Annotated in this window: 12 protein-coding genes; 6 read left to right on the top strand and 6 right to left on the bottom strand. The window is 65.8% G+C overall.

The features are described from left to right. The first annotated feature begins 7 nt into the window (after window positions 1-7). Window positions 8-1375, top strand: a complete 1368-nt coding sequence (locus tag ACQY39_RS10770; protein ID WP_428506069.1) for an efflux RND transporter periplasmic adaptor subunit — start codon at window positions 8-10, stop codon at window positions 1373-1375. Window positions 1376-1379: 4 nt separating this feature from the next. After that, window positions 1380-3602, top strand: a complete 2223-nt coding sequence (locus ACQY39_RS10765) for an HlyD family efflux transporter periplasmic adaptor subunit (protein WP_428506067.1) — start codon at window positions 1380-1382, stop codon at window positions 3600-3602. Window positions 3603-3701: 99 nt separating this feature from the next. On the opposite strand, the gene ACQY39_RS10760 is transcribed toward ACQY39_RS10765, so the two are convergent. After that, window positions 3702-5459, bottom strand: a complete 1758-nt coding sequence (locus tag ACQY39_RS10760) for a bifunctional metallophosphatase/5'-nucleotidase (RefSeq protein WP_428506065.1) — start codon at window positions 5457-5459, stop codon at window positions 3702-3704. Between the two features lie 610 nt (window positions 5460-6069). On the opposite strand from ACQY39_RS10760, the gene ACQY39_RS10755 reads away from it, so the two are divergent. After that, the gene (locus ACQY39_RS10755; RefSeq protein WP_428506063.1) at window positions 6070-9441 is read left to right on the top strand and encodes a TonB-dependent receptor; all 3372 of its coding nucleotides are present in this window, start codon (window positions 6070-6072) and stop codon (window positions 9439-9441) included. 96 nt (window positions 9442-9537) lie between these two features. On the opposite strand, the gene ACQY39_RS10750 is transcribed toward ACQY39_RS10755, so the two are convergent. After that, window positions 9538-11028 carry an NAD-dependent succinate-semialdehyde dehydrogenase gene (locus tag ACQY39_RS10750; RefSeq protein WP_428506061.1) on the bottom strand — a complete coding sequence of 497 codons (1491 nt, stop codon included), beginning with the start codon at window positions 11026-11028 and terminating at the stop codon, window positions 9538-9540. A 172-nt stretch (window positions 11029-11200) separates the two neighbouring features. On the opposite strand from ACQY39_RS10750, the gene alaS reads away from it, so the two are divergent. Together alaS and ACQY39_RS10740 are read left to right on the top strand one after the other, a co-directional pair. Next, on the top strand, window positions 11201-13843 hold the full coding sequence (gene alaS / locus ACQY39_RS10745; protein WP_428506059.1) for an alanine--tRNA ligase: 2643 nt from the start codon (window positions 11201-11203) through the stop codon (window positions 13841-13843). A gap of 82 nt (window positions 13844-13925) precedes the next feature. Continuing rightward, window positions 13926-14645, top strand: a complete 720-nt coding sequence (locus tag ACQY39_RS10740; protein ID WP_428506057.1) for a UPF0149 family protein — start codon at window positions 13926-13928, stop codon at window positions 14643-14645. A gap of 70 nt (window positions 14646-14715) precedes the next feature. On the opposite strand, the gene ACQY39_RS10735 is transcribed toward ACQY39_RS10740, so the two are convergent. After that, entirely contained in the window at window positions 14716-15207 is a 492-nt protein-coding gene (locus tag ACQY39_RS10735; protein ID WP_428506055.1) for an SET domain-containing protein, read from the bottom strand. Window positions 15208-15548: 341 nt separating this feature from the next. Here ACQY39_RS10735 and ACQY39_RS10730 point away from each other — a divergent pair, with 341 nt between their 5' ends. Continuing rightward, window positions 15549-16073: a GNAT family N-acetyltransferase gene (locus ACQY39_RS10730; RefSeq protein ID WP_428506053.1), complete on the top strand. Its 525-nt coding sequence runs from the start codon at window positions 15549-15551 to the stop codon at window positions 16071-16073. A gap of 92 nt (window positions 16074-16165) precedes the next feature. Here the strand turns inward: ACQY39_RS10730 and ACQY39_RS10725 are convergent, their stop codons facing one another. From ACQY39_RS10725 to ACQY39_RS10715, 3 genes are all read right to left on the bottom strand, one after another. Continuing rightward, window positions 16166-16447 carry a hypothetical protein gene (locus ACQY39_RS10725; protein WP_428506051.1) on the bottom strand — a complete coding sequence of 94 codons (282 nt, stop codon included), beginning with the start codon at window positions 16445-16447 and terminating at the stop codon, window positions 16166-16168. Between the two features lie 172 nt (window positions 16448-16619). After that, on the bottom strand, window positions 16620-17654 hold the full coding sequence (locus ACQY39_RS10720; RefSeq protein WP_428506049.1) for a cytochrome d ubiquinol oxidase subunit II: 1035 nt from the start codon (window positions 17652-17654) through the stop codon (window positions 16620-16622). Next, the gene (locus tag ACQY39_RS10715; protein ID WP_428506047.1) at window positions 17651-19024 is read right to left on the bottom strand and encodes a cytochrome ubiquinol oxidase subunit I; all 1374 of its coding nucleotides are present in this window, start codon (window positions 19022-19024) and stop codon (window positions 17651-17653) included. The genes ACQY39_RS10720 and ACQY39_RS10715 overlap by 4 nt, the downstream gene beginning before the upstream one ends. Window positions 19025-19027 lie beyond the last annotated feature (3 nt).

Here is a 19027-nt window from a genome sequence, read left to right as displayed (position 1 = left end):
CTCCGGCATGACGGCAGCTGAGGGAGGATCTGCGTCGGATGCCAGTTCGGCGGCGCGCCTGCTGGAGCTGGCACGCCGAGCCCGGAAGGCCGGCAGCCGGGAGGTGCTGGGCTTTCTGGCTGTCAACGACAGCCTGCAGCTGGCGCCCTACCGGCAGAGCGCGCTGTGGCTGCGCGAGGGCGGCGTGCGCGCCCTGTCCGGGGTCGTGCAGATCGAGGCCAACGCGCCCTATGTGCACTATCTGGCGCGGCTGTGCGGCCATCTGGCCGAGCGCGCCGGTGACGCGCCAAGCGCGGTCACGGCCGCGTCCCTTCCGCCCGAATTGGCCAGCGAATGGGCCGACTGGTTGCCGGCCCAAGGCCTGTGGCTGCCGCTGCTGGACGGCCAGGGCGGCCTGCTGCTGCTGCGCGAGCCGGCCTGGTCGGCCGAGGAACAAGCCTGTCTGCTGGAATGGGCGGCCATCTGGACGCATGCCTGGCGGGCGGCCGCCCCGCGAACCGAGGGCGGCTGGTGGCTCCGACTGACTGGCGGCAAGCATCAAGAAACGGCCGAGCCGCCGCGCGCCTGGTGGCGCCGCCCGCGGCTGCGCTGGCTCTTGCTGGCGGCCGGGGTGGCGCTGCTGCCGGTGCGGCTCAGCGTGCTGGCGCCGGGTGAGCTGGTGCCGGCCCGGCCGGCCGTCATCCGTGCGCCGCTGGAGGGCGTGCTGGGCAGCTTCCAGGTCAAGCCGAACGAGGCCGTCAAGGCCGGCCAGCCGCTGTTCCGCTTCGATGACGCGGCCCTGCAGGCCCGGCTGGAGGTGGCCCGGCAATCGCTGGCCGGGTCCGAAGCCGAGTACCGCCAAGCAGCCCAGCTGGCCGTCTCCGACCCCCGCTACAAGGCCCAGCTGGCGCCGCTGATGGGCAAGGTGGAAGAGCGCCGGGCCGAGGCCGAGTATCTGCAAGGGCAGCTGGAGCGCGCCCACGTGCTGGCACCGGAAGACGGCATCGTGCTCTTCGACGATCCCAGCGAATGGATAGGCCGGCCGGTCTCGACCGGCGAACGCATCATGCGGCTGGCGAGGGCCGGCGACGTCGAGCTGGAAGCCTGGCTGGACCTCGGCGATGCCATCCCGCTGCCTGAGCAGGCCGAAGTCCGCCTCTACCTGAACGCCAGCCCGCTGCAGGCCATCGAGGCCAAGCTGCGCTACATGGCCTTCGAGGCGGTGCAGCGGCCCGACGGGCGCTATGCCTACCGGGTGCGCGCCCGGCTCGACCAGGCCACCGAGCACCGGGTCGGTCTCAAAGGCACGGCCAAGCTGTCCGGCGAACGGGTGCCGCTGATCTACTGGGTGCTGCGCCGCCCGCTGGCCCTGCTGCGCCAGGTGCTGGGCTGGTGAGCTGATGCTGAACCACAGCTCCGCCTTGCTGCCGACGTCGGACTCGATGGCCGCGCCGCTGCGGCTCGATCCGCCCCGGCCGGGCGGCGCGCCCCGGCTACCGCTGCTGCGCGAGGAACTGGCCCTGCACCCCGGACCCGATCTGGCCGACGGCCAACCCAGCTGGACCTTGCAGGATCCGGTGCGTCACCAGTTCTTCCGCATCGACTGGCTGAGCTTCGAGATCCTCAGCCGCTGGGCGCTCGATGACCTGCAGCGGATTGCCGACGACGTGCAGGCCTGCACCACGCTGCGCCCACAGGCCGCCGATGTGCAGGCCTTCGCCCAGTTCCTGATCGACAACCAGCTGGTGCAGCCGCGCGCCGCCGACAGCGCCCAGCAGCTGGCGGCGCGTCTGCAGCGCGCACGCGGCAATGCCTGGACCTGGCTGCTGCACCACTATCTGTTCTTCCGCATCCCCCTGGCCCGACCGGACCGCTGGCTGGACCGCGCCCTGCCCTGGGTGGCGCCGCTGTACAGCCGCGGCTTTGCCCGGCTCAGCCTGCTGGCCCTGCTGATCGGCCTGGTCGAGGTCTACCGCGACTGGGGCCGCTTCTCGGCCACCCTGGTCGACACCTTTTCCTGGGGTGGCCTGCTCGGCTACGGCCTGGCGCTCAGCGGCGCCAAGCTGATGCACGAGCTGGGCCATGCCTTCACCGCCAAGCGCTATGGCTGCCGGGTGCCCACCATGGGCCTGGCCTTTCTGGTGCTCTGGCCCATGGCCTACACCGACACCAACGAGGTCTGGAAGCTGCGCAATGCCAGGCAGCGCCTGGCCGTGGCCGGAGCCGGCATCGCCACCGAGCTGCTGATCGCCGTCTGGGCCACCCTGGCCTGGAGCCTGCTGCCAGACGGTGGGCTGCGCTCTGCCGCCTTCATGCTGGCCACCACGACCTGGCTGGCCACGGTGGCCATCAACAGCAGCCCCTTCATGCGCTTCGACGGCTATTTCCTCTTGTCCGACGCGCTCGACATGCCCAACTTGCATGGCCGAGCTTTTGCGCTGGCGCGCTGGCAGCTGCGCGAGAGCCTATTCAAGCTGGGCCTGCCGCCGCCCGAGACCTTCAGCCGGCAGCGCCGGCGCGGCCTGATTCTGTTCGCTTACGCCACCTGGTTGTACCGACTGGTGGTCTTTCTCGGCATCGCCGTGCTGGTCTACGGCTTCTTCATCAAAGCGGTCGGGGTGCTGCTCTTTGTGCTGGAGCTGCTCTGGTTCGTCGCGCTGCCGCTGTGGCGCGAGATCAAGCTGTGGCCGGCCCTGCTGCGCCAGCGGGCAGGCGCGGCGGACGGCGCCTCATCCTGGACAGCCTGGGCGCGCGCCTGGCGCCGCCCGCTCCTTCTGCTGGGCCTGCTGCTGCTGGCCCTGCTCCTGCCTTGGCCGCAGCGACAGACGAGTTCGGGCCTGCTCAAGCCAACTCAGGTGATGGCCCTGTATGCGCCGGCCGGGGCGCGGCTGCAGAGCCTGCCCTGGGCCGAGGGCGCGCCGGTGGAGGCCGGCCAGCTGCTGCTGGAGTTGGACTCGCCCGAACTGCAGCTGCGCCAACAAAAAGCAAAGGCGCGCCTGGAGAGGCTGCGTTGGCAGGCCAGCTTGGCCGGCGTGGATCAGGAGCAGCGCCGCAATCTCGGCGTGCTGCAGCAGGAGGAAGACACCGCCCGGGCCGAGCTGGCCAATCTGCAAGCCGAGTTGGCCCAGTACCGACCGCAGGCGCCCTTCAAGGGCGTGCTGCGCGACATCAACCCGGAGCTACAGCCCGGCACTTGGGTGGCCCGGCGCGAGCGCCTGGCCCTGCTCGTCAATCCGCAAGCCTGGCAGGTGGAGACCTGGCTGGACGAGGAGGCAGTGCGCCGCATCGCCGTCGGCAACCCTGGACGCTTCCGGGCCGATGGCCTCGAAGGCCCGCCCATCGCCTTGCAGGTGCTGGCCATCGACCGTGATGCCACCCGCCAGCTGCCGGGCGCCGAGCTGAGTCTGGCCCAGGGCGGCTCGATTGCCACGCGCGACCAGCAAGGCCAGCACATTCCGGAACATGCGGTCTACCGCGTCGTGCTGCAGGCATCCGCCCCGCCGCCCGGCATGGCCGCGCACAGCTGGCGCGGCCAGGTGCTGATCGAGGGCGAATGGGAGGCGCCGGGGCTGCGCTATGCCCGCGCCGCCCTGGTGCTGCTGTGGCGCGAGCTGGGCTTCTGAGCCAGTCTGTTCGCGCCCGCAGGCCGAACGGCAAGCATCAGCCGCTTCAGGTACGGACAGGCCCCGACCTCGGTCTGATGAGCCTGGCACCCGAGCTCGTCACTCGCGGCGGATGCGGCCCGACTCGATCTGCGCCATTGCGGCAGCGCCGTTCTCCGACAACCACTCGACCATGGCGTCGATGTCCACACCCAGGGGCACGCGGTCCTTGCCCTGACGCAGCACGCTCAGGCCATCGCCGCCGTCGGCCATGAAGTTGTTGACGACCACGCGGTAGTTGCGCTGCGGGTCCAGTGCCTTGCCATCGACCTTGACGTCCAGCAGGCGCGGCTGGCCGTCGCTGCCTTGGGTCCATTGATAGCGCAGGCTGCTTGAGACCTGCAACAAGCGCGCCGGGGCATCACCTTTCGGCAACTGGCGCAGCAGCAGCTCCTGCAACTGTGCACCGCTGATGCTCATGACCACCAGCTCATTGGCAAAGGGCTGGATGGCGAACAGATCGCTCATGGTCACCGGCCGGCCGGCTTCGACCGTCAAATCGGCACGGATGCCGCCCGGGTTCATCAAGGCGATATCGGCGCTGCCGCGCTTCTTGGCATAAGCCAGCTGGGAATCGGCCACCAGATTGCCCAGCGGCCCGTCGCCAAACGGTGCGCGGGCGCTGCGCTGGGCCCCTTGGCTGAGCGTCGCCACCGGCTTGGTGCGCACCGCGGCCGTCAAGGCGGCAGCGCGCTGCACCAGGGCCACAAATGCCGGGTTCGGCTGGTAAGCCGACTGCAGCACCGGGTGATTGACGGCCTGCGCATCCAGCACCTTGCCCTTGGCATCCAGGGTCAGGCGACTTTCGGTCACCCAGCCGCCGTAGCTGCCCGCCTGCACCAGCAGGCGGCCATTGATCTTGCAGGTGTAGGCCTGGTGCGTGTGGCCGCTGATGATCAAGGCATAGGCCGGGTCCAGGCGCTGGGCAATGTCGACACCACGCCCCTGGATGCCGGGGCAGACATAGCTGGGGTCATTGGCACCACCCGCCTGCGTAGCGCCTTCATGCATGACCGCCACCAGCACTTGCGCGCCTTCGGCTCGCAACTGAGGCACCAAGGCATTCAGCGTGTCGGCCTCGTCGGCAAAGCGCAGCCCGGTGATGGCCCGCGGCACGACGACCAAGGGCGTGTCGCGCGTGACGGCGCCCACAAAGGCCACCTTGTAGCCGCCCACATCCTTGATCACATGGCTGGGCAGCATCGCCTTGCCGGTGGCCGCATCCAGAAGGTTGGCCGCCAGATAGGGGAATCCGGGGCCCTTGAACTCCGGCCATGCGCAACCGTTGCTCGGGCATTCGCCGCGCGCCTTGCGCATCAACTCGGGCAGACCGGCATCGAGCTCATGGTTGCCGAGCGCGCTGGCCACCAGACCCAGCTCACCCAAGGCGCTCAGGCTGGGCTCGTCCTTGAGCAGGGACGAGAGTTGGGGCGACGCACCAATCAGATCCCCTGCGGCGACAAACACCGAATGCTGGCGCGGCGCGCGCAGCTTTTGCATGGCATCGGCCAAGTAGGCGACGCCACCGGCCGGCTGCGGCTTGATCTCGCCGGTCTGCGGGTCGGGCAGGCGCGGCATCAAGGGGGTCGGCGACTTGGGTTGGATGTGCCCATGGAAGTCGTTGATCGAGAAGATGCTGAGTTGGCGCGACGCTGCAGCGGTCGGCGGCGCAGAAACCTCCGGCCGACGATCAGGGCCGGCACAGGCACTCAGCAAGGCGGCGACGAGACCGATGCTGCCCAGCAGACGCAGCCGGACAGGGGGCGAGGCATGCTGAAAGACGCGTGGCAGGGGCTTGGCGATGGCGATGGCGGACATGGGCAAGGCAGACTCCAAAACGGCAGAAGGCAAACATCGAATGGGCGCGCCGGGGAAGCCGGATGCGGCCATGCTATGAACATGGGATGACAGCGCACATGGGCCGCGCTGTCACGGAACGGCAGTGAACGTAGCAAATTCACAACGCAAGACGCGAAGCGCTGCCACTGTCACGGAACTTCAATATGGACGAGGCACAGTCCGGTCCGGAGCCAGATGTGCCCAGCAAGCCAGTGCTCGCCACCCCCGATTTCCGGGTGCACCCGGATATCGCCCAAGTGGGCATTCACTGGAAAATTGGGCCCTGCGATCTAGTTTCTGACCGTGCATGATCAGACCCTAGGTCGACAATTGAACATTCTGCCCGCTCTGCCGCTTTTTTTTGACTCAACGCGCAAACGTTTTCGAATGGAAACGCTGAAGCCGGAAAGTTTTGAAATGTGACAGGCACAAGGCCCGGATTTTGACAAGAAGGAATTTCCGCGAAGCCGCAGGCATGTGGCTTCAATGCGGAAAACAGGCGCAAGTAAACGTTTGCGGCCGCCTTCGATGTACATTTTTGTGACAGATTTTTTACGCGTATTTCAGCGCTTTTATTGGAGTGATCACGATGAGCAGCAGGCATTGGACAGATTTTTCCCGGACGGCGCTGAGCGTCGCGGTCGCCATCGTGGCGGCAGCGCCCGCCATGGCCCAGAACACCACCTCGGCCATCGCCGGCCGTGTGCTCAGCGCTGACGGCAAGGCCGTCGCCGGTGCGACCGTGAGCATCCGTCACGAAGAGTCGGGCTCGGTCAACAACCTCGTGACCGACAGCGAAGGCCGTTACTCGGCTCGCGGCCTGCGCGTCGGCGGCCCCTACACGATCAACATCGTCAAGGGCGCTGACAAGGATGTGCGCGAAGGCGTGTACCTGGCCCTGGCCGAAAGCCTGTCACTGGACTTCACGCTCGGCGGCAATGTCCTGAGCACGGTGGTGGTCAGCGGCAGCAGCGCGGCCAACAACAAGTTCACGAACTCCACCATGGGTTCGGGCACCAGCATGGGCCGCAAGGAGTTGGATGCATTCGCGTCGATCAGCCGCAGCTTGTCTGACTACGCCCGCAATGACCCGCGCCTGTCGCAAACCGACAAAGGCAGCGGTGAAATCTCCGCCGCCGGCCAGAACGCCCGCTTCAACTCGATCACCGTCGACGGCGTGCGCGTCAATGACACCTTCGGCCTGGAATCCAACGGCCTGCCGACGCTGAAGCAGCCGATCTCGGTCGACGCCATCCAGGCGGTGCAGGTCAACATCTCGAACTACGACGTGACCCAGCAGGGTTACACCGGCGCCAACATCAACGCCGTGACCAAGTCGGGTACCAACGAATTCAAGGGCAGCGTCTACTACGTCTTCCGCAATGACAAGACCTCGGGTGACCGCTACAACCTGACCAACAAGACCTACAACCGCCCTGCCCCCTTCGATGAAAACCTGAAGGGCTTCACCCTCGGTGGCCCCATCATCAAGGACAAGCTGTTCTTCTTCGCCAGCTACGAAGAACTGCAGAGCAGCCGGACCGCACCCAGCTTCGGCCCCGTGGGCAGCAGTCAGGCCAATGTCGGCATCACCAACGAGCAGATCGCCGCCGCCCAAGCGCTAGCCCAAGACCTCTACAAGATCGACATCGGCAGCCTGACCGTGCCCAGCGGCATCAAGCTGGTGGCCAAGGACACCTTGTTGAAGCTGGACTGGAACATCAGCGAGAACCACAAGGCCAACCTGCGCTACACCAAGTCCGAGGAAAGCAACCCGATTTTCCCGAACCTGAACGCCGGCACCCTGTCGCTGTCTTCGCACTGGTACAAGCAGGACAAAACCCTGGAAACCGTGGTGGGCCAATGGTTCGCCGACTGGACCGACAACTTCTCCACCGAGCTGAAGCTGTCGCAGCGTGACTACAAGAGCGATCCGGTCAATGCCAGCGATCTGCCGCAAGTCAGCCTGACCTGGACCACCCCGGCCCCGGCCGGCACGCAGTCCGGCAACCGCACCCTGCGTTTCGGCACGGAAGCCAGCCGCCACTTCAACAGCCTGCAAACCAAGACCTTTGATGCCTTCTTCGCCGGCACCCTGGTTCTGGACAAGCATGAAATCAAGGCCGGTGCTGACCTGCAGCGCAACGAGATCTTCAACGCCTTCCTGCAGAACACCAAGGGCACCTACACCTTCTCCGGCACCGATCCGATCGCGCTCTGGAAGGCCAGCAATGTGACGGGCTACACCGTCCAGCTGCCGCTGGCCGGCAGCGTGCTGCAAGACGGCGCCGCCGACTGGAAGCTGACCAACGTCGGCTTGTTCCTGCAAGACACCTGGAATGTCAGCAAGCAGCTGACCCTGACCGGTGGTGTGCGCATCGACAGCATGAGCACGAGCGACCGCCCCAAGGCCAATGCCAAGGCATCCGGTCCCGTGGTGGCCGGCAATGTGGCCACCAACACCCGCCAGACCGGCGGTTTCGGTTACGACAACACCAACACCCTGGACGGCGAAAAGCTGATCCAGCCGCGACTGGGCTTCAACTACGCCCTGGACCCGGTGGACAAACGCAAGTCGCAAGTCCGCGGCGGTATCGGCCTGTTCATGGGCTCGGCAGCTTCGGTCTGGCTGACCAACCCCTTCCAGAACAACGGCGCGGCCACGGCCAACTTCAACTGCGGCAGCGGCTCGACCCCTTGCTCGGCCATTCAGTTCACACCGAACACCGGTTCTCAGCCAGGCGTGGCAGGCACCCCGCCCGCAGCCTTGGTTGACTTCGTCGCTCCTGGCGTGAGCCAGCCTTCGGTCTGGAAGACCAACCTGGCCTTCGACACCGAGCTGCCTTGGCACGGTCTGGTCGCTGGTGCTGAGTTGCTCAACACCCGCGTCGACAACGGCCTGTACTACAAGTTCCTGAACTTCGGCCCCGTCATGTCGACCTCGCCGCTGGATGGCCGCGAGATGTACTACAACGCGGCAGGTCGCTCGCCGCTGTGCTACGCCAACGGCAATGACTCCAGCGCCACCGCCTGCGGTCGCCTGACCCGCGCCCTGAACAACAGCTCGTTCACCAACGTGACTGTGGTGGAAAAGACCAATAAGGGTGGCGGCAACGCCCTGACCCTGAGCCTGTCGCTGCCCAACACCCGAGGCTTCGGCTGGGGCGTGGCCTACACCCGGACCAGCGCAACGGAAGTCAGCCCGCTGACCTCTTCGACAGCCAACTCCAACTTCATCAACCGGGCTGTGTTCAACCCGAACGAAGAAGTGGCAGCCAACTCGGCCACCCTGGTGCGCAACCGCTTCAATGCGCAAGCCAGCTGGTCCAAGGCCTTCATCGGCAGCTACAAGACCACCATCGGTCTGGTCTACGAAGGTCGTGAAGGCCGCCCCTACAGCTGGACCTTCAACAACGACATGAACGGCGACAACGTGGCCGGCAACGACCTGCTGTACATCCCCAAGGCTCCGGGCTCGGGCGAAGTGCTGTTCCGTCTGCCGACGACCGGCAACATCACGACCCAGGCCGCTTTGGACGCCTACCAGAAGAGCACTGCTTCTGCGGCTGAAGCCAAGTTCTGGACCATCGTCGAAAGCGAGTCCGGCCTGCGCGACGCCAAGGGTGGCGTGACGGCTCGCAACAAGTCCTTCTCCAAGTTCACCAACAGCATGGACGTGCGCCTGAGCCAGGAACTGCCGGGCCTGTTTGGCAAGAACAAGGGCGTGGTCACTCTGGACATCCTGAACTTCACCAACCTGCTGAACAAGCGCTGGGGCCGCATCGACGAGATCGGTTTCGACACCGGCGGCAATGTGCGCAAGTTCGTGAACTTCGCGGGTATCGACCCGGCCACCGGCAAGATGATCTACTCGGTCACCGACCCGACGGGCTACACGACCAAGCAGACCCGCGGCGAATCCGCCTGGGCCGCTCAAGTGACCCTGAAGTACGAGTTCTAAGCCAGCGCGAGCACCCTCCTCGGCCCTTCGGCTGCGGAGGGCCCACAAAAAAGGCAGCTCACGCTGCCTTTTTTTCGTCCCGCGCTTTTGCGCTGACTACTTCTGGATGTCGCCCAAGCAGAGGTACTTGACCTCCACATAGTCGTCCATGCCCTGGTGCGCGCCCTCGCGGCCGAGGCCAGATTGTTTGACGCCGCCGAAGGGCACTTCAGCGGTCGCGATCAGGCCGGTGTTGATGCCGACCATGCCGTACTCCAGGGCCTCGCCCACGCGGAAGATACGGCCGACATCGCGGCTGTAGAAATAGCTGGCCAAGCCGAACTCGGTGTTGTTGGCCAAGGCAATCGCCTCCGCCTCGGTCTGGAACTTGAACACCGGCGCCACCGGGCCAAAGGTTTCTTCCCGCGAGCACAGCATCTGTGCGCTGGCATCGGCCAACAAGGTTGGCTCGAAGAAATAGCCATTCGGGCCCTCGACGCGCTTGCCGCCCGCCAGCAGGCGCGCACCAAGAGCCAGCGCGTCGTTGACATGCCGCTCCACCTTCTCCAGCGCCTGCTCGTCGATCAGCGGTCCGATCTGCACACCCGACTCGAAACCGTTGCCCAGCTTCAGCGCGCTGACCTTGGCGGCCAGCTTCTCCAAGAAGGCCTCGTAGACCCCGGCCTGGACATAGAGGCGGTTGGCACAGACGCAGGTCTGGCCGGCATTGCGGTATTTGCTGGCGATGGCGCCTTCCACCGCACTGTCGAGATCGGCATCGTCGAAGACGATGAAGGGTGCGTTACCGCCCAACTCCAGGGACAGTTTCTTGACCGTCTGCGCACATTGCCGCATCAGGATGCGGCCCACCTCGGTCGAGCCGGTGAAGGACAAATGGCGCACCACATCGCTGTCACACAGCACGTGGCCGATGGCGATGGAGTTGCTGGCGTCCGCCGTCAGCACATTGAGCACACCGGCCGGCATGCCGGCCCGCTGCGCCAGCTCAGCCACGGCCAGGGCCGACAGCGGCGTCGCCTCGGCGGGTTTGATGACCACGGTGCAACCGGCCGCCAGGGCCGGCGCCACCTTGCGCGTGATCATGGCGATCGGGAAGTTCCAGGGCGTGATGGCCGCGCAGACGCCCATGGCCTGCTTGATGACCAGATAGCGCTTGTTGTTGTCGGTGGTGGGAATGGTCTCGCCGTAGACCCGCTTGCCTTCTTCAGCAAACCAGTCGATGAAGCTGGCGCCATAAGTCACCTCTCCACGCGCCTCGGCCAGGGGCTTGCCCTGCTCGGCCGTCATGATGCGAGCCAGATCATCGGCATGCTTGTTCAGCAACTGCGACCAGCGCATCAGGATGGCCGCGCGCTCCTTGGCGGTTTTGCTGCGCCACGGGCCGAAAGCGTTGTGTGCAGCGGCAATGGCCGCCTCGGCTTCGACCGTACCCAGGTTGGCGACTTCGGCCAGTTGCTGGCCGGTGGCAGGATCGCAGACGGCAAAGCGGTCCGTGCCGGCCACCCATTCGCCATTGATGAGCGCTTGCGTGCGCAGGAGGCTGGCGTCTTCGAGGGCCGCGAGCGGGGAAGTCAGGGCATGGTCCATTGCAAAAGCTCCACGTGTCTTGGGGGTTTGATGGGTTCTTGGGGCCACACTCTACCCGCTTCACCCGAGCTGCCCTGAATTCCGGTGCGGCCCGCAACCTATAATCAAAAGCCCCCAAAAATCAAGCATTTACCCTGTTCGCAAGACAGGGCTGCCCGCAGAAAGCCACGGAATGAAAGCAGCTGAAATTCGCCAGACTTTTCTGAAGTTTTTTGAATCCAAAGGTCACCAGATCGTGGCATCCAGCCCCGTGGTGCCCGGCGACGACCCGACGCTGCTGTTCACCAACGCGGGCATGAACCAGTTCAAGGACGTTTTCCTGGGCTTTGACAAGCGCGCCTACAGCCGCGCCACCACCAGCCAGAAGTGCATCCGCGCCGGCGGCAAGCACAACGACCTGGACAACGTCGGCTACACCGCGCGCCACCACACCTTCTTCGAGATGCTGGGCAACTTCAGCTTCGGGGATTACTTCAAGCATGACGCGATTTCCTACGCCTGGGAGCTGCTGACCACCAAGTTCATGCTGCCGGCCGAGAAGCTCTGGGTCACCGTCTACGCCGAAGACGACGAGGCTTACGAGATCTGGAACAAGGTGGTGGGCGTGCCCGCGGAGCGCATCGTGCGCATCGGCGACAACAAGGGCGGCCGCTACATGTCCGACAACTTCTGGATGATGGGCGACACCGGCCCTTGCGGCCCCTGCACCGAGATCTTCTACGACCACGGCCCCGATGTCGCCGGCGGCCCTCCGGGCAGCCCGAACGAAGACGGCGACCGCTACATCGAGATCTGGAACAACGTCTTCATGCAGTTCAACCGGACTGAAGACGGCGTGATGCACAAGCTGCCGAAGCCCAGCGTCGACACCGGCATGGGCCTGGAGCGCCTGGCGGCCGTGCTGCAGCATGTGCACTCGAACTACGAGATCGACACCTTCGTGGCCCTGCTGGCCTCGGCCAAGGCGGCGGTCGACAGTTCCGGCGCTCAAGATTGCGACAAGGACAGCGCCTCGCTCAAGGTCATCGCCGACCACATCCGCGCTTGCAGCTTCACCATCGTTGACGGTGTGATCCCGGGCAATGAAGGTCGCGGTTATGTGCTGCGCCGCATCGCCCGCCGCGCCATCCGCCACGGCTACAAGCTGGGCGCCCGCACCCCCTTCTTCCACAAGATCGTGGCCGAGCTGGTGAACCAGATGGGCGAGGCCTATCCCGAGCTGCGCCAGGCACAAGCTCGCGTGACCGACGTGCTCAAGCAGGAAGAAGAGCGCTTCTTCCAGACCATCGCCAACGGCATGGAAATCCTCGACGCTGCCCTGGCCGAGATGGGCAAGACCGGCAGCACCGTGTTCGACGGCGAAACCGCGTTCAAGCTGCACGACACCTACGGTTTCCCGGTCGACCTGACCGCTGACGTCTGCCGCGAGCGCGGCGTGACCGTCGACCAGGCCGGCTTTGACGCCGCGATGACGCGCCAGCGCGAACAAGCCCGCGCCGCCGGCAAGTTCAAGATGGCCGCAGGCCTTGAGTACAGCGGTGCCCCCACCGCCTTCCACGGCTACGAGCACCTGAGCTGCGAGACCTCCAAGGTCATCGCCGTTTACGTGGACGGCGCCCTGGTCGAGCAGGCGAATGCCGGCGACGACGCCGTCATCGTGCTGGACCACACGCCCTTCTACGCCGAGAGCGGCGGCCAGGCCGGTGATGCCGGCGAACTGCGCAACAACAGCAGCCGCTTCGCCGTGGAAGACACGCTGAAGATCCAGGCCGATGTCTTCGGTCACCACGGCCGGGTGCTGGAAGGCACCATCAAGGCCGGCGACAGCTTTGTGGCCAAGGTCAACGCCGAAGCCCGCGCCAAGACCGTGCGCAACCACAGCGCCACCCACCTGATGCACAAGGCCTTGCGCGAAGTGCTGGGCGCCCACGTGCAGCAAAAGGGCTCCCTGGTCAACGCCGAGCGCACCCGTTTTGACTTTGCCCACAACGCCCCCGTTACCGCCGAGCAGATCGCCGAGGTCGAGGCTATCGTCAACGCCGAAATCCTGGCCAATGCCGGCGCCAAGGCCGAAGTCATGGCCCTCGATGATGCGCAGAAGAGCGGCGCCATGATGCTGTTCGGCGAGAAGTACGGCGAGACCGTGCGCGTGCTGAGCATCGGCTCCTCCAAGGAACTCTGCGGCGGCACTCACGTCAAGGCCACCGGCGACATCGGCCTGTTCAAGATCGTGTCCGAAGGCGGCGTGGCCGCCGGCGTGCGCCGCATTGAAGCCGTCACCGGTGACAACGCCCTGGCCTATCTGCAGCAGTTGGAAGGCACGGTCAGCCGCGCCGCCCAGACCCTGAAGACCGCACCGGCCGATCTGGAGCCGCGCCTGCATGCCGTGCTGGATCAGGTCAAAGCGCTGGAGAAAGAACTGGCCACGGCCAAGAGCCGCCTTGCGGCCGCTCAAAGCAATGAGCTGCTGACCCAGGCTGTCGAGGTGAAAGGGGCCAAGGTCTTGGCCGTCACGCTCGACGGCGCCGATGCCAAGACCCTGCGCGAAACCATCGACAAGCTGCGCGACAAGATGCACTCGGCCGTGATCGTGCTGGCCGCCGTCGAAGGCGAGAAGGTGCATCTGTCGGCCGGCGTCACCGCCGACTACATTGCCCGCGGCCTGAAGGCCGGCGAGCTGGTCAGCTTCGTCGCCCAGCAATGCGGCGGCAAGGGCGGTGGCAAGCCCGATCTGGCCATGGCCGGCGGCACGCAGCCGGCGGCTGTGCCGGCCGCGCTGGCCTCGGTCCAGGCTTGGGTGGCCGAACGCCTGTAAACCCCCTACCATCCTCTCCATACGCAAGGGCCCAAGCGAATGGGCCCTTATTCTTTTCAGCTACACCCCACCAGGAGTCCGCATGAGCGACACCATTGACCACCAAAACGCCGAGCGCCTGGCCGCTCTCCTGCAGATCCTCGTGGCCGCCACCCCCGAAGAAGAAACTGCCGTGCCCATCGACATGCTGGACGGCTACCTGACCGCGCTGATCTGCGGCCCGGTGGTGGTCACGCCCATCCAGGCCATGGACGCGCTGTTCGGCGAAGACTGGGCCGATGCCCTGGACGAGCAGGATGCGACCGAAGAGTTCATGAGCGTGTTGCACGAGCGCTGGAACGAGATCGCTGACAGCCTCGAACCCGAAGCCCTGGCCGCCAACCCGGAAGCCATGCAGCTGACACCGCTGATCACCGAGTTCGACGAAGCCACCAAGGCCGACCTGCTGAGCCAAGGCGTGCTGACGGCCGAACAGCTGGAACAGCTGCCGCCCAACGGCCTGATGTGGGTGGAAGGCTTTATGCAAGCCGTCGATGACTTCGAAGAAGCCTGGTACATCTTCGACAGCGAAAGCGAAGAAGCGCAGATGCTGGACGCCATGCTGATGTCGGTCGCTGCTGTGGCCATGGCTCCGGGCGAGCAACGAGAGGCCTACATCGCCGAAGCCTATGACGAAGGCGAAGAAGTCGACCAGGACGTGCTGCTGGACGACGCCCTGTTCTCGGCCCAGGACCTGCGCCTGTTCTGGATTCAGCAGTCGGACGACGAAGCCGCCAACGACGAAGCAGGCCCGGACGCCTGAGACCGGATTCGCATCCGGCAGACCTGAGCGGGGCCTCGCCCAGGCGCTCGCCCTGTCGCTGCCCCGCCGCTCACAAGCGCCCGGCGCAGTTGGGCGCGCCGCAGCGGCAGCGCAGCCGCCCTTCATGGTGGCTCTCGCCGTAATCGCAGCTCAGCTCCTCGCCGGTCGCGATATCGCGCAAGGCATAAAACTCCACCCGGCCTTGGCTGATGCGCAGCACCGCGTTCGCGGCGCAGCTGTGGTTGATGTAACGCAGCGCATCGGTGGACAAGGTGGCATCCACCGCTCGGGTTTCCGAGACCTCGACGATATGGATGCGCTCGCGGCCCTTGGCCCGGCGACGCGCCTCGCGCACCGAGATCGCCTCGCCGCGCAGCTCGCCAATCTTGCGCCGCTGCGGAATAGGCTCGGCGGCAAACACCCCCATGCCATCGATGTCGCTCTCGCCCACGCGCAGCGCAAAGCGCTCGGCCGGCAAGGGTGGGCGTTTGCCGACTGCGGCGGGCTCGGGCTGAGGCGCGGCCGGGGCGGATTCGATGGGCAAGGTGGAAATTCGAGGCATGGTGCTGCGATTGTCGCTGCGGCGCCGCAGTCCGCCCAAACGTGATCGCCTGCTACTTGACCCCGCCGAGGGCCGGCCGACATACTGGCCCGCATGAGCTCCGCCGCCACTCAAATTCACAGCCACGCCAGCCGCAGCTGCCATCAGCCGCTGGTAGTACCGATGGCACTGGCGCACATGCCTGTGCTGCTGGCGCAAGTCCAGCACGCGGAGACGAGCAGGCTGCAGCGGCCCCAGCTCTCGTCCTGAACTCCCAGACGAGCCCCCCCGAATCCCTCCAAGCCCGCTGCCCCCAGCGGGCTTTTTTATTGCCCACTGCCCCCACCACCAGGAGCCCATCGATGGAGAAGATCACGATCCGACGCAGCCAGGTCTCAGACGCCGCCGCCATGGCCCGGCTGATGTCCCACCCCGAGGTCTTCTCCGGTCTGCTGCAACTGCCCTACCCCAGCGAGGAACTCTGGCGCGCCCGCCTGCAGGACAACGCCGCACCGGGCAAAACCGATCTTTCGCTGGTGGCCGAAGTCCAGGGCGCGGTGGTCGGCAGCGCCGGTCTGCATCCGGCCGGAGCTTCACTGCGCCGCCGGCATGCCATGGGCATGGGCATCTCGGTCGCAGCCGAAGCCCAGGGCCAGGGCGTCGGCCGCGCCCTGATGGCCGCCCTGCTCGACTACGCCGACAACTGGGGCCAGGTCTTGCGCACCGAGCTGACGGTCTACGCCGACAACACGCGCGCGATCCGGCTCTATGAGCACTTCGGCTTCCAGCGCGAGGGTCTGATGCGCGCCTACGCCCTGCGCAACGGCACCTTTGTCGACACCCTGGCCATGGCCAGGCTGCACCCGAAGCCGCCGCGCTGGGATTGAGGCCCTCGGGCTGCTTGAAAAGCAAAAGGCCGCGAACGCGGCCTTTTTGCATAGGGGTGGAAGAGATAGGCGCCAGCAGGCGCTGGCAAACTTCAAATCGGGCGGAACTGGGCGCGGCGCAGGTCGGCCATGCGCACTTCTTCCGGTGTGGCCTGGCCTTCGACCACGACCTTGGGCAGTTGCTTGGCGGGGGCCCGCACGACAGGGGCGGAGCTCAGGCGCTTGCCGGTCACGACCAGGCGAGCCAACTTGACCACTTCACTGGCCTGAACCGGCGCCGGCGGAAAGGCCAGCCCCAGAAAAGCGGCACTCAAGGCCAGCGGTGCGGCCCAGGCGCGAGAAAAGGGACGGGCCCGTGTGGTTCTCTGCTGCATTTCCAAATCTCCCCCGCCTGCTTTGGGCGATGTGTATTCAATGGAGCGGAGTATCACCAAGCCACGCACTCGGCTCCAGCAAAAAGCGACGAACTGCAGTTTTGGGCGACGAGGCAGCGCTGCAAGCGCCTGAATTTCCCATCAACCCACTGCTTTCTAGTTTTGATCTGCCTCAAGCATACCGAAGCTCACTCGACTTTCCCCAGAATACCCGGTAGGCGAACCACGTGTAGATCAGGATGGCCGGCAGTGTGACCAAGACCCCCCACAGAATGACGGCCAGGGACTTGGGCGCGGCCGCCGCCTGCCAGACCGTCAGACGGTCGATCAGCACATAGGGATAGAGGCTGTAGGCCAGGCCCAGGGCGCCGAGCAACATGACCGCGACCATCAGGGCGAAGGGCAGCCAGCAGAGCTTGCCGCGCACCCGGTGCGAGTTCAGCAAGGCGCGCAAGGCCAGCAAGGACAGCGCCGTCATCAGCGGGATGGGCAGCAAGGCGATCAGCTCGGGCATGCGGAACCAGCGCTCGCTGACCGTGGCGCTGACCCAGGGCGTCATCAGGGACACGCCGGCCAGACCCAAGACCACGGCCGGCCAGGCCAGCTTGGCCCGCTGTACGGCCAGGGCTTGCACGGCACCGTCCATTTTCATGATCAACCAGCCCGCGCCCAGCATGGCGTAGGCCGCGGCCAGGGCCAGGGCAATCAACAAGGCAAAAGCGGTATAGCCCGGCCCCTCGGCAAAGCCGGTGATATAGCGCGCCAGCATCCAGCCCTGCGACAGGGCCGCCAGGGCAGAGCCGGCGATGAAAGCACCGTTCCAGAACGGCTTCCAGTCGGCCGGCGCCTTGAAGCGGAAGTCAAAGGCCACACCGCGCAGCATCAGGCCCAAGAGCATCAGCGCCACCGGCAGGTAGAGCGCTTGCAAGATCAAGCCATGGGCCTTGGGAAACGCCACCAGCAAGATCCCCACCCCCAGCACCAGCCAGGTTTCGTTGGCGTCCCAGAAGGGCCCGATCGAGGCCACCATCTGGTCCTTGTGGGCGTCGCTGGCGCCCAGCATCAGCAGGCCGACACCCAGGTCGTAGCCGTCCAGCACCACATAGATCAGCAGGGACAGGCCCATCAGGCCCAGGAACACCAAGGGCATCCAGCCGGCAGGCGTGCTCAAGTCGGGGTTCGAAAGGTTCATCAAGGCGTCCATCATGCAAAACTCCGGCTCTGGGTCAGGCGCGAGGGCGTGCTCGGGCCATGCTCAAGTGGCTTCTCCGCCATGTACTTGAGCGCGCCGATATAGGCCACGATCAGGAACAGGTACAGCGTCACATAGCCCGCCAAGGTCAGGGCGATATAGGGCGCCGGCGTGGTCGAGGCCACCTCGCTGGTGCGCAGCAGGCCGTAGACGATGAAGGGCTGGCGGCCGATTTCGGTGACATACCAGCCGGACACCGTGGCCAGCCAGCCCGAGACGCTCATGGCCGTCAGGCCCCAGAGCAGCGGCCGCGGCAACTGCTCGGCCACCCAGGCGCGGCGGCGGTACAGCCACAGACCCGCCCAGCTGAAAGCCAGCATCAAGAGCCCCGTGCCGACCATGATGCGAAAGCCGAAGAACAGCGGCGCCACCGGCGGATGCGCGCCCTTGAACTCGTCCAGGCCGCGGATCTCACCCTCGGCTTCATGGGTCAGGATCAGGCTGGCCAGCTTCGGGATGCCGATCGCAAAGTCATTGCTGCGCGTCTTCTCATTCGGCCAGGCGAAAAGCAGCAAGGGCGCGCCGCGCTCGGTCTGCCAGACGCCTTCCATCGCCGCCACCTTGGCCGGCTGGTGCTTTAGCGTGTTGAGCCCGTGCATATCGCCCACCAGGATCTGCAGCGGGATCAGCACCGCTCCCAGCGTCAGGCCCACCCGCAGCACGCGGGCGGTGCTGGGCTGGCTCTTGCGCTTGAGCAGCTGCCAGGCGCTCAGGCCGGCCAGCAGAAATGCCACCGTCAGGCCCGATGCCAGCAGCTTGTGGGCCAGTCGGTACGGGAAGCTGGGGTTGAAGATCACCTCGGCCCAACTCAGCACATGGAACTCGCCGTTGACGATCTCGAAGCCCTGGGGCGTCTGCATCCAGGAGTTCAGGCTCAGGATCCAGAAGGCGCTCAGGCTGGTACCGAAGGCCACCAGAAAGGTCGCGGCCAGATGCACCCGCTCGCTGACCCGGCCATGGCCGAACAGCATCACGCCGAGGAAACTCGCCTCCAGGAAGAAGGCCGTCAGCACCTCGTAGCCCAGCAGCGGCCCGGCGATATTGCCGGCCCGCTCCATGAAACCGGGCCAATTGGTGCCGAACTGGAAGCTCATGGTGATGCCGCTGACCACGCCCAGCGCAAAGCTCAGCGCAAACACCTTGGTCCAGAAACGGTAGGCATGGAGCCAGGCCTCCTGGTGGGTGCTCAGCCAGCGCCAGCGGAAAAACAGCAGCACCCAGGCCAGGGCGATGTTGATGGTGGGAAAGAGAATGTGGAAGGTGATGTTGGCGGCGAACTGCATGCGGGCCAGCACCAGGGGATCAAGAGCATGAAGGGCATCCATGGC

It is taken from the genome of Roseateles sp. (genome assembly GCF_965262435.1).
Classification (GTDB): Bacteria; Pseudomonadota; Gammaproteobacteria; order Burkholderiales; family Burkholderiaceae_C; genus Paucibacter_A.
Note: the sequence above shows the minus strand (reverse complement) of the source record. Positions and strands in the feature narration are given on the sequence as shown.